This window comes from Sulfuricurvum sp. (assembly GCF_028713855.1).
Classification (GTDB): Bacteria; Campylobacterota; Campylobacteria; order Campylobacterales; family Sulfurimonadaceae; genus Sulfuricurvum.
The window spans coordinates 238,114-250,832 of the sequence record NZ_JAQTNN010000002.1 but is presented as its reverse complement, the minus strand read 5'-3'; the positions used below and the strand labels follow the sequence as shown (position 1 = coordinate 250,832).

Annotated in this window: 17 protein-coding genes and 2 tRNA genes; 14 read left to right on the top strand and 5 right to left on the bottom strand. The window is 42.6% G+C overall.

Annotation, left to right across the window (positions count from 1 at the left end; genetic code table 11):
* Positions 1–11: 11 nt before the first annotated feature.
* From dsbD to PHI47_RS03250, 9 genes are all read left to right on the top strand, one after another.
* Positions 12–1,814 carry a protein-disulfide reductase DsbD gene (dsbD, locus tag PHI47_RS03290; protein ID WP_299933717.1) on the top strand — a complete coding sequence of 601 codons (1,803 nt, stop codon included), beginning with the start codon at positions 12–14 and terminating at the stop codon, positions 1,812–1,814.
* The gene (locus PHI47_RS03285) at positions 1,811–2,203 is read left to right on the top strand and encodes a DUF255 domain-containing protein (RefSeq protein WP_299933715.1); all 393 of its coding nucleotides are present in this window, start codon (positions 1,811–1,813) and stop codon (positions 2,201–2,203) included. Before dsbD ends, PHI47_RS03285 begins: the two co-directional genes overlap by 4 nt.
* Before the next feature lie 3 nt (positions 2,204–2,206).
* On the top strand, positions 2,207–3,448 hold the full coding sequence (locus PHI47_RS03280) for an OprD family outer membrane porin (protein WP_299933713.1): 1,242 nt from the start codon (positions 2,207–2,209) through the stop codon (positions 3,446–3,448).
* A gap of 105 nt (positions 3,449–3,553) precedes the next feature.
* Positions 3,554–3,629, top strand: a tRNA-Lys gene (locus tag PHI47_RS03275).
* Positions 3,630–3,650: 21 nt separating this feature from the next.
* A tRNA-Glu gene (locus PHI47_RS03270) sits at positions 3,651–3,725 on the top strand.
* Positions 3,726–3,869: 144 nt separating this feature from the next.
* Positions 3,870–4,754, top strand: a complete 885-nt coding sequence (locus PHI47_RS03265; protein WP_299933711.1) for a sensor domain-containing diguanylate cyclase — start codon at positions 3,870–3,872, stop codon at positions 4,752–4,754.
* Positions 4,754–5,434, top strand: a complete 681-nt coding sequence (locus PHI47_RS03260; RefSeq protein ID WP_299933709.1) for a response regulator — start codon at positions 4,754–4,756, stop codon at positions 5,432–5,434. The genes PHI47_RS03265 and PHI47_RS03260 overlap by 1 nt, the downstream gene beginning before the upstream one ends.
* A gap of 56 nt (positions 5,435–5,490) precedes the next feature.
* Positions 5,491–5,646 (top strand): hypothetical protein, encoded by a 156-nt coding sequence (locus PHI47_RS03255; protein ID WP_299933707.1) that lies wholly within the window; start codon positions 5,491–5,493, stop codon positions 5,644–5,646.
* Complete coding sequence (locus tag PHI47_RS03250; RefSeq protein ID WP_299933705.1) at positions 5,643–6,383, top strand: polysaccharide deacetylase family protein; 741 nt, start codon at positions 5,643–5,645, stop codon at positions 6,381–6,383. Before PHI47_RS03255 ends, PHI47_RS03250 begins: the two co-directional genes overlap by 4 nt.
* Here the strand turns inward: PHI47_RS03250 and PHI47_RS03245 are convergent.
* The 4 genes from PHI47_RS03245 to PHI47_RS03230 are packed head-to-tail and all read right to left on the bottom strand — an operon-like array spanning position 6,367 to position 9,118.
* A complete protein-coding gene (locus PHI47_RS03245; RefSeq protein WP_299933703.1) occupies positions 6,367–6,807 on the bottom strand; it encodes a hypothetical protein in 441 nt (146 codons plus the stop codon). The two genes, PHI47_RS03250 and PHI47_RS03245, sit on opposite strands and share 17 nt — an antisense overlap.
* Positions 6,808–7,287, bottom strand: a complete 480-nt coding sequence (locus PHI47_RS03240) for a hypothetical protein (RefSeq protein ID WP_299933701.1) — start codon at positions 7,285–7,287, stop codon at positions 6,808–6,810.
* A complete protein-coding gene (locus PHI47_RS03235) occupies positions 7,284–7,799 on the bottom strand; it encodes an FMN-binding protein (protein ID WP_299933699.1) in 516 nt (171 codons plus the stop codon). Before PHI47_RS03235 ends, PHI47_RS03240 begins: the two co-directional genes overlap by 4 nt.
* Positions 7,796–9,118, bottom strand: a complete 1,323-nt coding sequence (locus PHI47_RS03230) for a porin (protein WP_299933697.1) — start codon at positions 9,116–9,118, stop codon at positions 7,796–7,798. Before PHI47_RS03230 ends, PHI47_RS03235 begins: the two co-directional genes overlap by 4 nt.
* Before the next feature lie 129 nt (positions 9,119–9,247).
* Here PHI47_RS03230 and PHI47_RS03225 point away from each other — a divergent pair, with 129 nt between their 5' ends.
* The 4 genes from PHI47_RS03225 (at position 9,248) to PHI47_RS03210 (ending at position 11,368) form a co-directional block, all read left to right on the top strand.
* Entirely contained in the window at positions 9,248–10,198 is a 951-nt protein-coding gene (locus PHI47_RS03225) for an FAD:protein FMN transferase (protein ID WP_299933695.1), read from the top strand.
* A 29-nt stretch (positions 10,199–10,227) separates the two neighbouring features.
* Entirely contained in the window at positions 10,228–10,416 is a 189-nt protein-coding gene (locus PHI47_RS03220) for a hypothetical protein (protein ID WP_299933693.1), read from the top strand.
* Positions 10,417–10,519: 103 nt separating this feature from the next.
* Positions 10,520–10,717, top strand: coding sequence for a DUF2892 domain-containing protein (locus PHI47_RS03215; protein WP_299933691.1), 198 nt, complete (start codon positions 10,520–10,522; stop codon positions 10,715–10,717).
* A gap of 39 nt (positions 10,718–10,756) precedes the next feature.
* A complete protein-coding gene (locus PHI47_RS03210) occupies positions 10,757–11,368 on the top strand; it encodes a Crp/Fnr family transcriptional regulator (protein WP_299933689.1) in 612 nt (203 codons plus the stop codon).
* On the opposite strand, the gene PHI47_RS03205 is transcribed toward PHI47_RS03210, so the two are convergent.
* Positions 11,369–11,641, bottom strand: a complete 273-nt coding sequence (locus tag PHI47_RS03205) for a metal/formaldehyde-sensitive transcriptional repressor (RefSeq protein WP_299933687.1) — start codon at positions 11,639–11,641, stop codon at positions 11,369–11,371. It abuts the gene before it with no gap.
* A gap of 75 nt (positions 11,642–11,716) precedes the next feature.
* Here PHI47_RS03205 and dmeF point away from each other — a divergent pair, with 75 nt between their 5' ends.
* The gene (gene dmeF / locus PHI47_RS03200) at positions 11,717–12,655 is read left to right on the top strand and encodes a CDF family Co(II)/Ni(II) efflux transporter DmeF (protein ID WP_299933685.1); all 939 of its coding nucleotides are present in this window, start codon (positions 11,717–11,719) and stop codon (positions 12,653–12,655) included.
* Positions 12,656–12,719: the final 64 nt, after the last annotated feature.

Genomic DNA, 12,719 nt, shown 5'->3' with positions numbered 1-12,719 from the left:
GAATTAACCACATGAGAGTTTTTTTATTATTGGTATTGTTTCTCACTACCTTGGTCTTTGCCGAACCCAAATTTTTGATGCCCGAAGAGGCGTTCAAAGCTTCGGCGTACATGAAGAAGAAATGCACGGTTAGTGCTACTATCGAACTGGGTGAGAGTATTTACCTCTATAAATCCAAAATCAAAGCCACTATTGTTGAAAAAAACAGCGGTGTTATCATCGATCATATCACCTTGCCAGAGGGGGTCAATCATGAGGGTGAAATAGTGTTTACCACATCACCCGTTATCGATATCAAACTTGCCAAAGATCGACCGATAGACACGATCGTTCCCATTACCCTACAACTGAGCTATCAAGGATGTTCCGAACAAGGGCTTTGTTATGAACCGATCGATACCCGGTTTACCTTTAATATTGAAACGGCAAAGCTTGTCTTCAAAGGCAAGGCAGCGACCCCGGTAACAGCATCTCCATCGGTGAAAAAAAGCCCGATCACAGTCTCTGAAACCGACCGTATTACCCAAACGTTTATCGAGGGAAATGTACCGCTGATTCTCCTGACATTCTTTACCTTCGGGCTTTTACTCTCTCTGACCCCGTGCATTTTTCCGATGATTCCGATCCTCTCCTCTATCATTGTCGCGCAGGGAAAACATATGAGTGCTATGAGAGGTTTTATCCTCTCCCTCATTTATGTTCTCTCCATGTCCGTTGCCTATACCATCGCCGGAGTATTGGCAGGATTATTCGGCGGTAACATTCAAATCGCGATGCAAAATCCGTGGGTAATTTCCACTTTTGCACTCCTTTTTGTCGGTTTAGCCGTATCGATGTTCGGATTCTTTAAAATAGGACTTCCCTCATCTTGGCAAACTCGTCTTACGAAAACCTCTAATGAAGCAAGTTCCAAGGGGGGATATCTTGGTGTCGCCATTATGGGCTTTTTATCGGCACTGATCGTAGGACCGTGTGTCGCGCCACCGCTCGCCGGAGCATTGGTTTATATCGGGCAGAGCGGGAATGCATTATTGGGCGGTAGCGCACTTTTTGTTCTAAGTCTTGGGATGGGTGTCCCGTTACTCTTAATCGGAACGGGTGCAGGCAAATACATGCCTCGACCGGGCGGATGGATGGACAGGGTATCGCATGTTTTCGGTGTCGTGATGCTCGCCATCGCCATCTGGATGCTCAGCCGTATTCTCCCTCCGGCAGTTTCCATGCTGTTATTGTCGGCATTGTTGATTGTCGTATCGATTTATTTGGGTGCATTGGAGCCGTTAGGAGAACACTATAAAGGGTTTAAAGCATTTTTAAAAGGTCTTGGGATTCTATTCCTTGCCTATGGTCTGATATTGTTTTACGGCGGGATTAAAGGCTCAGGAGATCCATTGGCACCGCTCACGTTTGCCAATGGAATACCGTCTTCTCCCGTATCGAGTCAAAACGGCGATATGGAGTTTAAAATCATTCACTCATCCGAGGAACTGGATGCCTTTTTGGCACAGAGCAAAGGGAAAAAAGTGATGCTTGATTTTTATGCCGACTGGTGTACCTCGTGTAAAGAACTCGATCATGTCACCTTCAAAGACCCGCGTGTGATAGAATCACTCAAAGAGTATGTTTTAATCCGAGCCGACGTAACCGCCAACAGTGACGCCGAGCAAGCGCTTGCAAAACGGTTCAATCTTTTCGGTCCTCCGGCTATGATCTTTTTCGATGAGAGTGGAAAATCCATCAAAAGTGCCGATCTAATCGGATTTAAAGATGCTGAAACCTTTATCAGCCATATTAAAACATTGGAGAAACCATGAAAAAAATCTTCTTAGCTCTCTTACTGATCGGCAGTTCGCTCTTCGCCGAACTCGATTGGGCACCTTCCTATGAGCAAGGATTGGCAAAAGCCAAAAAAGAGCATAAAGTCGTGATGCTGATGTTTTCGAGCAAAACGTGCAAAATGTGTAACTACATGAAAAAAACCGTATACGAAAACGATGACGTCTCCGAATACATCAAAACTTTTTTCATCCCCATCGAAGTCGATATCATAGAACACCCTGACAAATACGGTTATACGGTTTTCGGCACTCCTACCTATTATTTCTTAACCTCTGATGGCAAACCAATCGGACGGATGATGGTGGGCGGTGCCACACCCGAAGGGTTCTTGCAAAAACTCAAAGAAGTAAAGCAGGGTCAATAACGAATGATTAAACGCTCACTTCTATTATCGCTGCTCTTTAGTGTTTCAGGATCGGCACAGAGTCTTGAGGATATTTTCACCGAAGGAAAAGTGAGCGGTAATCTCCGCGCTTTTTGGTACGACGGTGACCGCGAACTGCGGATTGACCGTACCGCCCTCACCGTCGGAGGGATTTTGAGTTACAAAACGGCGCCTTACGCTGGATTCAGCGGCGATGTTTCACTCTTTTCAAGTAATGGCATTACCTCACTCACCCACATGCCCGAATCGGGACAAACCCATAATCTTAATCTCGATGGCAGTTCCATCAATACCCTCGGCGAAGCCTATCTTCAGTACACGGGACACGATACCTCCCTCAAATACGGTCGTCAGCGCCTGGATCTTCCTCTCGCAAACGATTACTACAACCGGATGCTCCCGAACAGTTTCGAAGCGCTCAGTATCGAAAACCGATCTTTGAGCTATACGACGTTCAAAGCCGCCTATATCACCGGATGGAAATACAAAGGCTCCGACACCTTTGTCTCTCCAACCTACTCGCTTGGGATCGACCGTGATATCGCCGTACTTGGAGTGATTTATTCTCCTACTCCTGCATGGAAAGTCGAACTGTACGACACCTATGTACGGGATGTGATGAATGCCCCGTATCTGCAGGTTATCAATAATGAAATTTGGAAATCCGCTGAGGGGACAGCTTTCTCGGGTGCATTGCAATATTTAAACGAACGGAGTGTCGGAGATCATGCCGCAGGAGAGGTCGATACCTATCTGCTAGGACTACGCGGGACACTCACGAAGGGAGAATGGAGCCTAAGTGCTCTGTATACCCTTATCGGCGATCAGAGCCTATTGGGAACAGGGGGACGGTATGAGAAGATGGGATGGGGAGCCTTTATAACCTATACCGATCTACAGATCGACGGAGAGAGCGAAAATGCCGGAGCAGAAGCCTACGGCACTGTCCTTACCTACCGCCCCGCCTCCACGTTCGAGATTTCCGCCAAATACATGAAAATCGATCAAAGCGATAGTGTCCAATCCAACCCTGCATCACTCACCCAAAATCCACGTCCCGATTCGGACGAATATAATCTCGATGCGACCTATCAACCGCGCAAAGAATTTCGTCTGCGCACCCGTTTAGCCCATATCAATTATGACCCTGAGAGCACAATAATGTTCAAAACTAAAGCCTATGATGAGAACAATGTCCGCATTATTGCCGATTATCTCTTCTAATTTCATCATTTGTCCCCTTTTTGTCTAAAATCTATTGACAAAAAAGGTTACAACCGCTATAATTCCCGTCCATAAATTGTGCTGGAACAGTTTATTGTTATTTACGTCCCGTTAGCTCAGCTGGTAGAGCATTTCACTTTTAATGAAGGGGTCGATGGTTCGAATCCATCACGGGACACCACTTTTTCAACCACATTTATGTGGCCCCATCATCTAATGGTTAGGATTCCAGATTTTCATTCTGGCCATACGAGTTCGAATCTCGTTGGGGTCACCACTTTTAAATCCCTATTTTTTACCTCTCCAATCACCAACTTTTTATCACTTTAGCACGCTATTTTTTTCATGTTGTACAGAAAAACAAAAACGTCATTAAAATCTCATTATCTGTGGTTACAATAATCTCTAAAAGGAGATATATTTGGTCAATTACTCCGCACATATTGAAGAACTTAAATCAGAAATACTCGATCGCAATTTAGTCTCCATTACGACTGATGGAAATGGTATTATTATCGATGCCAGCAAGGGCTTTGAAATACTTTCTGGTTATACCAGAAATGAACTGCTCGGTGTAAATCATCAAATTATTCGCCATCCCGACACCCCAAAAGAGATGTTTGCAAATTTATGGGACACAATTACCAAAGGCAAATCGTGGTGCGGTGAAATAAAAAATCAAAGTAAATGCGGTAAAGTATATTGGAGTAAGATATGTATTGAACCTCTGATAGGGAACAATAGCATATTAGGATACTTAGGTATTTATACGAATATTACAGAACAAAAAGAGCTGCTGCGGCAGGCCTCGATGGATTCGCTGACAGGGATTTATAATCGATCCAAGTTTAATCTACTCCTTTGCCACGAGGTAGAAGAAGCATATCGCAGTAAAAATACCTTTACCGTTATTTTTATTGATATAGACCATTTCAAAATCATTAATGATCGATATGGGCATTTGGAAGGGGATCGTGTATTGATTGAATTTTCGGCACTGACTCGCGATGCCCTCCGCAAAAGCGACCTGTTCTGCCGATGGGGTGGAGAAGAATTTATCATTGTTCTATCCAAAGCCGATTTAACTATAGGATACACTATTGCAGAAAAACTCCGTAACCTTGTACAGAACCATGATTTCGGTCTTACTGAGCCTGTAACTCTCAGTATCGGCATTAGCCAATATCATCCGTCAAAAAGCATAGATGAAACCATCAAAGATGCCGATAGAGCTATGTATAAAGCTAAAAATCAAGGAAGAAATCAAACAGTGCTAGCTTATACTAATGATGGTGAAGAAGATTAATGTTTAAAGCTGCCAATTTCACGCTCCTCTATATCGAAAGTGATTCTAGAATTCGGGAAAACAATGCCCTGTTGATACGTAAAAACGGTTTAAAAGTTTTAGAAACCGATAATTCCACAAAAGCTTGCGATCTCTTTCGAACGCAAAAAGTTGACCTCATTTTGGTCGATCTGCAACTATCCAATGAAAATGGGTTGGAATTTATCCGTTGTCTCCGGCAAAAAGATGTACTAACACCTGTCATCATTACAACAGCCTATACAACTCAAGAAATTTTAATGGATGCTATCAATCTCAATACTACCCGTTGTTTAAAAAAACCGTTCGATCATAGCGATCTGCTCGATGCGATCTCAGTCGGAGTAAAAAAACTTCTCCATTGTCATTCATCAGCCTACACCACTTTACATGACGGGTTCAGTTACGACCCGATCAATAAAACCATTAACCATCCCGACAATTCAACCATTCAACTCTCTAAAAAAGAGTATCTATTAGTTGAAATATTGTTAAGCAAAAAGCGCCTTATCATCCCCTATGAGGTTATTGAAACCCACGTTTGGCAAGACACCTTGATGAGTATGGATGCGTTGAGAACCCTTGTACGAGGAATTCGTAAAAAAGCATACCCCCACATTATTTCCAATGTAAACGGCATAGGCTATAAAATAGATCTGTAACTTGTTAACATTTCTTAGTTACAATTTTCTCATTTTATAAAATAAGAGGTAATCTCATGAAATTCCTACTCTCTCTTACACTAACTTTAGTTTTTTTCTCAGGCTGTGCCGCAACATGGAGCGGCATTAAAGAAGATACATCCAACTCAGTCGATTGGACCAAGGGAAAAGTAAATCAAGGTGCCGGATACGTCAAAGAAAAAACCGAATGATTAAACCACTGGTTCTATCCGCACTTCTTTTTTTCTCCGGCATGGCAAATGAACCTGTACAATGGGGTGAAAACGTAACCGGTGTCGTCACAACTTTTCAGACACACAAAAAAGAGCTTGCCCTTACCTTCGATGCGTGTGGGGGGAGTGCTCGCAGTTCTGGATACGATGCGGGACTCATCGATTACCTGAGCGAAAACAACATTTCTGCAACATTGTTTATCAACTCAAGATGGATTCAAAGCAACCCTGAAGCCTTCGCACGTTTGGCGGCAAATCCTTTATTTGAGATCGCCAATCACGGTACCGCACACCACCCACTCTCTGTGAACGGTAAAAGTATTTACAATATCCCCGGGACCGCTTCAGCCGAAGAGGTTGCCCATGAAATCAACGGTAACGGTGATTTGATCGAAAAGCTCACCGGTAAACGCCCCCGTTTTTTCCGTTCCGGCACCGCTTACTACGATGAACAGGCCGTTGAAATTGCCCATAGAAACGGAGTTGAAATCGCAGGATTTAGTGTGTTAGGGGATGCAGGGGCAACCTTTAATGCACCCAAAGTAGCACAGCAGATCGAAAGTGCTCATAATGGAGATATTCTCATTTTTCATATGAACCATCCTGAGAGCGGAACACGTGAAGGGATCATAGAGGGGCTTGCCAAACTCAAAACACAAGGGTTCACTTTCGTCCGTCTCAGCGATGTCAAAGAGCATCTCAATCACCTCCCCTGAGTGTCACCAGCGTTATTTTAAACATCCAAATCCATAGCCATGCAAGGGTAACCTCGAATCCTATAAATGAGATGAGTTTTAGGATGGAAAAAATTTCAACTCCCATCATAATAGGTAATACACTCAGTTGATCAAAAAAATAAAGAGTGAAGAGAATATGAGTGAACCGTGTTCTAGTATTTTGGGGCATTACTTCAATAAATGCCAAAAAATGAAGTACGACCATGAGGGCAATACCAATAAAAAGAATATGAGGCATAAGTACCTCAAGTAACCCGTGTAACGATTTATCCGCATAATAAGTTGTTATCTCATGCGGAGAGATTCCAATATTATGAATAAAGAGCCATCCGCCCAAAACCGTTTGGAGAATCACAAGGGCGCCAAATCCTAATGCTAAAATAGTAAGTAGCCGTTGATTCATCTAAAGGCGTCTTCGAATGAGTGCAATGAGTAGATCCATCGCCATCATAATAATAATACTGTGAAAAAGAATAAAAGAACTCAAGCCGATGACAACAGCTATCGCACCAAAAACGGATGACGTGAGCAATCCAAGAGGATAGCTCAGCAATGTAATGAGAAGAATCGCAAAAAGGGTGATTTTCGTCGACGTTGTGCGTGATGTACGTACATAAAGCGATGCTATAAGGATAAAGGTGATAATAAGCCCAAAAAGATCCGTGTGAATTCCAAGAAGCAAATCACTAAAGAGTAAAGGATCGACGAATTCTGCTTCACTCCCCATTACGGTAGCAATCCATGCATCGGGCGTGAGTCCGAAATCGATCCTTTTGGCACTTAGACTAAGCCCCATCGCGAGCATGAGAGTGATTAACATCCATAGGATAACAGCACGTAATGTCACATTATCGGAAAGCTTTTTTGAGGCAATAAACTTCATGGTTTTACAATCTCTAATAATTCCAATGCTATGCGTGCCCCATCTGTAATTGCACGAGCGGATAAAGTAGCCCCTGTCGTAGTGGGGATATCCTGGTTAAGTTTGAGCGTATTGGCACTGCTTTTATTATCGAAGACATCCAACCATGTTTTACTTGGAAGATACTCGATAGGCTCATTAAAGGCAACAATCTCAATCGATTTTATTTTACCGCCAAGATCGATGAGATAGAGGGCAATAGCGGTTTTAGTTCGTACTTTTTTATTCATCAATACACCATACCCTATCGTTTTTTCCCCATTTTTAGCGAGATAAAGTCGGTAAAGTTTAGTATCTATTTTTTGCATAGACGCCTGTGAGAGCTGTGTCATCTGGCTATCGGTTAAAATGATGTTTTGGGTCTCAACACTTTTGGCGCTAAAGGTGCGTTGTGTGAGAACAGTGGGATCGCCCAATACTTGGGCGAAACCGAGGGTGGCAAGAGCGATTACAAAGAGCGTTATTTTAATCAAAATATAAATCCTAATCCGAAGGAATACACTCCTTCATTTTCATTGGTATTAACACCATTCTTATTATGCCGCAATGTATACTCCCCTTTTAAAACGACTTGCTCATGAGGGAAGTAATTTAAACCGTAAGTAAAGCTTTCTGTATTTCCAAACGAAGTTCCATCGGTAAGCGATGTTGCGAGATTATAGTTTTCATACTGAAAGAAAATCGGTAATCGTGTACTCGCCTGTGCAAAAAATGGTAAAACATTATACTCCATATTGATATAACCTCCACGCGCTGACTCTGGGTGTTCAGTGGCAATGACCCCTTGGTGATCGCCGAGATATGCAGCAGCATTACTGAGATGGGATTGGGTATAAAGCCCTTTTATTTTGAACCCTTCATATTGATACTGAGCATGTATATCAGCTATCGTCATTCTTCCTTCTCCTTCACCGTTGGTAGAAGCTCCTGCTTTACCCGTATATAGACTTGTTCCTACGAGCAATCCGTTAATACCGGTATAATCAAACCGTGCAACTATACCAAGATTGGAGGTTTCACTGTTGGACTCATTTCCTCCGCGTCGTGCGTCACGAATCCAGTTTTTTCCAAAGCTATCTGCTTCAGGAGCTCCATCATGATTAGCAAGACTCATATCAAGCGCAACAATCGCTCCGGCCGCATAATTAAAATTCTCTGTTTTCCCATAGACCGTCAATCCTGTTTCATGCCACGTTGAAGGGATAAGATATTTTTCAACATCCGGACGTGCAACGGTATTAAATAAAACCGGCTCATGATTCAGATTGATTAAACCCATAGGGACCACTTGATGTCCCAAACGAACATTAAAAGTAGGATCAAGTAAAAAATCAAGATAGAGTTGCTCCACAGAGACTTCTTGTCCCCCATGTTCAAATTCTATTTCAGAGTTCAAAATAATGTTATCACTAAATTTATACCCGATGTAGGGGACAAATCTGTACACTTCAGTTTGATCTGTATTTGCATGGGTTTGGTGTGAATAAAACATCTCACCATATCCCCCAATTGAAAGAGGAGTTTTGGAATAATAGATTTTGGAAGCTGCCGCACCAAGCCCTGCTTCCGTTTTTGTCATATCAACCGTGCTAAATGAAGTTGCATTTTGAACATTGATAAGTTCCGAAGTCAGCGCATTCGTTTGTTCGGCCTGTTTTTTCGTACTTGTTTCAATGGACTCTAAACGCTCTGTAAGGGCTTTGAGTTGGGCTTTGAGATCAGTGATCTCATCCGCTGAGAGATTGGACGTAAGGACCAGTGCAGCGCACGAGCTTAAGAGGAGGTTTTTCATTTCATATCCTTTTATGATAGTGATTATTGATTGCGAAAGTATAATAGGGAAACCTAAAAATAATATTAATAATGAAAATGACTATCGTTTATAGAGCTATATTTGACGATTCATGGTAAACTTCTTAGTATGAAAACACTATTTTTACTCTTATTAACCCTTTCTAGTCTCTACGCAGTCCCTCGTACACAAGTTCATATGGGGACACTCATTAGTGTTGAAGTGAACGAAGAAAATCTGAGTGATAACGTTTTTGATTTATTTAGAGAGTTGGACAATCGTCTTTCGACGTATAAAAATGATTCTGAAATTTCGCGTCTTAATCGAGACTATGAGTTGAATACTTCTGAGATAACTCGCAAAATTTTGGTACGCTCACTTGAGATAACCCATATCAGTGATGGAGCATTTGATGTTACGATTGGTTCATTAACCCATGGGGCATATCGTTTTGGATACGATAATGAACGTATACCTTCAAAAGAGGTGCTTCTGAAATCAGAAAAATTTGTAGGCTCCTATCGAATGAAAATCGAGGGAAATCAGGTCAAGATTCTTCCGGGAACCATTATTGATTTAGGGGGAATCGGTAAGGGGTATGCAGTCGATTTGGCAATGGGAAAACTCCAAAGCAATGGTGTTACCAAAGCAGTTGTAGCCGCATCCGGTGATATTGGATGTTTAAGTGAGTGTAGGGTTGAGATTCAAGATCCATTCCATCCAAATGCTCATATTGCAACCATCCAATCTACATTACCTCGCTTTGCAGTGAGTACTAGCGGAAATTACGAGCGCTATATTAAAAATAAAACCTATAATCATCTCATCGATCCAAAAACAGGACAACCGGAACAATATTATGCATCGGTGACATTAATAGATATGGGAGACAATACCCGTCTAGATGCATTGGCCACTGCCGTTTCGGTGATAAAGGAGAAAAAGGCAATCGTAATGTTAGAGAAACTCAAAATCGCCTATGTATTGATTCGTAATAATGGTACGATTATCAAGAGCACAATGCCAAGCGGTATTTCTGTAACTTTTATTACTGACACACCAACACTTAATGAGCTATAGTTCATTATATTCAAGATCAAGGATTTATTATGTGTCTTATCCTCACCTTTGCATTTATGATTGCGACGATCTCTTTTTTTACTCAAGGATTAATCCCTCATGCTATTATCAGTGGAATCATTGCCTCGATTTCACTTTTCTTCTTTATCCGAAAACTGATCTTTAACGGGCGATGTATTTTTGGAAAAGCGACGGATTGCAATACACCGAAAAAATAATTTATATGTTCTGTGTAACTCATGTTACAGACACCTTTGCTCTCAAAGCATTACAATGCTCCTACAAATTTAGAGAATCACATTCTCGACCAAGGAGTTTACAATGGTATGTAACCTAGGAAAAATTGATCGTGCCCTTAGAATCGTTGCGGGAGTTTCCCTCATCCTATGGGCCAGTATGGGTGGAAGTGTTTTCGGCTATGCAGGTATTATTTTGCTGCTTACCGGCCTTATAAGCTTTTGTCCGCTTTATGGTCTTTTGGGGTTCGATACGGGATGCAAGATAAAACAAGAATCATAATTTCGTGTTATAATGCCTCAAATCCCTTGAGGCATTTATATGGAACTTGCACAATTTACTTTTTTCTCCCATCTATCCTCAGAACTTCAACACTTTGTCCATACTCATGCCCGTCCGATCACCGTCGCAAAAAATACTATTTTATTTTATCAAGGTGATGTGTGCAAAGATATCCTTTTTTTAACCGAAGGAAATGTCCGCCTCTATATCCAAGGGGAAGGGATCGAAGAGATCACCCTCTATACGCTCAAACCACTTGAACAATGCGTCATCAATACCGCCAGCCTCGTGGCTCAGGATGTCGCCATCGGAACCGCCGTCACTGAAAATGATATCAGCGGCTATCTCCTCGATCATGAATCGATCCGCTCACTCATGTCCCAAAGCCCGGAGTATCTCAGTTTCATATTTTCTCTCTTTACCGTCCGTCTCGCATCGCTGGCTACTCTCGTAGAGGATATCAAATTCAAACGTCTCAATGTACGTTTATTGGAATGGCTCGCGCATCAGGAAAACAGCCGTATTGAAATGACCCACGAGCAGATTGCGACTCAGCTGGGAACATCACGCGTCGTTATCAGCCGACTGCTTAAAGATTTAGAGCACAAAGGGAAAGTCCGCCTGGAACGCGGCGCAATAGAGAGACTGTAGTTACTTCAAATACGAGCGCAATACGCCCACCAGTTTTTCTAAATCTTCCTCACGCTGCCCGGCAGGAGCATCGGCGCTCAGATGTTCGCGGATATATCCTTCCAATACCTCATTCATCAAACCGTTGACCGCTCCTCGGATCGCGGCAATCTGCTGAAGAACCGCCGAACACTCTTTTTCATCATTCAACGCCTTTTCCAATGCCTCAGCCTGCCCTTTTATCCGCCGAACCCGTGTCAATAATTGTTTCTTAGCATGAATCGTGTGTGCCATAGTGCTCTCTGTTTTTTAATCATAATTAAGTATACTGGGGTATAGTATCATAATTTTAATAAAGGATTTAATTTCATGTATGCTTCATCGTCTGCCGAACGCTGGTATCACTCCCATATTTTTGATGAGGGGAATCCTCTCGCGGAGAGAAATACCCGTATCGCTGTTGCATTAACAGCGTTTATGATGGTAGCTGAGATTATCGGCGGATGGGTGTATAACTCAATGGCACTCTTGGCTGATGGGTGGCACATGAGTTCACATGCTTTGGCCTTGGGCTTATCGGTCATGGCGTACAGTGCGGCACGACGTTATGCCCATGATAAGCGTTTTACGTTCGGGACATGGAAGATCGAAGTTCTAGGCGGTTATACCAGTGCCATTTTTCTAGTCGGCGTAGCTGCTCTTATGTTATTTCAATCCGCTGAGCGTTTAATTTCACCGACACCGATCCATTACGACCAAGCGATTGAAATTGCGATCATCGGTTTACTGGTCAATCTTGCGTGTGCATGGCTGCTCAAAGACGGACATTCTCATGATCATCATCACGATCATGGCCATCATCACCATGACCAGCATGATCACCATCACGACCTTAATCTACGCTCTGCCTATATGCACGTCATTGCCGATGCCGCCACTTCAGTACTCGCTATTATTGCATTGATCTGCGGTAAATTATGGGGTGCGGCTTGGCTCGATCCGGTAATGGGTATCGTCGGAGCCGGATTGGTTTCGGTATGGGCATACGGATTACTGCGGGACTCCGGACGTATTTTGTTAGACGCAGAAATGGACGCTCCGGTCGTTGCTGAAATCTATGAAGTCATTGAAGCCAGTCCTATCAAAGCGACCATCACCGATTTGCATGTCTGGCGTGTCGGAAAAGGAAAATACTCCTGTATCCTCTCCCTGCATACGAATGAAGAAGCTACTCCCGATTACTTCAAAGATCAATTGAGCATCCATGAAGAGCTGGTTCACATCACGGTGGAAATAAACCAAGAGTAATTCATCTTCATTTCAATGATTTCATAAGGCCAATTTAAGTGAAAATAATCATAATTCGATAATA

Coding starts and splice junctions, on each gene's coding strand:
- dsbD (WP_299933717.1), top strand. CDS start 12: ATGAGAGTTTTTTTATTATTGGTATTGTTTCTCACTACCTTGGTCTTT.
- PHI47_RS03285 (WP_299933715.1), top strand. CDS start 1,811: ATGAAAAAAATCTTCTTAGCTCTCTTACTGATCGGCAGTTCGCTCTTC.
- PHI47_RS03280 (WP_299933713.1), top strand. CDS start 2,207: ATGATTAAACGCTCACTTCTATTATCGCTGCTCTTTAGTGTTTCAGGA.
- PHI47_RS03260 (WP_299933709.1), top strand. CDS start 4,754: ATGTTTAAAGCTGCCAATTTCACGCTCCTCTATATCGAAAGTGATTCT.
- PHI47_RS03255 (WP_299933707.1), top strand. CDS start 5,491: ATGAAATTCCTACTCTCTCTTACACTAACTTTAGTTTTTTTCTCAGGC.
- PHI47_RS03250 (WP_299933705.1), top strand. CDS start 5,643: ATGATTAAACCACTGGTTCTATCCGCACTTCTTTTTTTCTCCGGCATG.
- PHI47_RS03245 (WP_299933703.1), bottom strand. CDS start 6,807: ATGAATCAACGGCTACTTACTATTTTAGCATTAGGATTTGGCGCCCTT.
- PHI47_RS03240 (WP_299933701.1), bottom strand. CDS start 7,287: ATGAAGTTTATTGCCTCAAAAAAGCTTTCCGATAATGTGACATTACGT.
- PHI47_RS03230 (WP_299933697.1), bottom strand. CDS start 9,118: ATGAAAAACCTCCTCTTAAGCTCGTGCGCTGCACTGGTCCTTACGTCC.
- PHI47_RS03225 (WP_299933695.1), top strand. CDS start 9,248: ATGAAAACACTATTTTTACTCTTATTAACCCTTTCTAGTCTCTACGCA.
- PHI47_RS03220 (WP_299933693.1), top strand. CDS start 10,228: ATGTGTCTTATCCTCACCTTTGCATTTATGATTGCGACGATCTCTTTT.
- PHI47_RS03215 (WP_299933691.1), top strand. CDS start 10,520: ATGGTATGTAACCTAGGAAAAATTGATCGTGCCCTTAGAATCGTTGCG.
- PHI47_RS03210 (WP_299933689.1), top strand. CDS start 10,757: ATGGAACTTGCACAATTTACTTTTTTCTCCCATCTATCCTCAGAACTT.
- PHI47_RS03205 (WP_299933687.1), bottom strand. CDS start 11,641: ATGGCACACACGATTCATGCTAAGAAACAATTATTGACACGGGTTCGG.
- dmeF (WP_299933685.1), top strand. CDS start 11,717: ATGTATGCTTCATCGTCTGCCGAACGCTGGTATCACTCCCATATTTTT.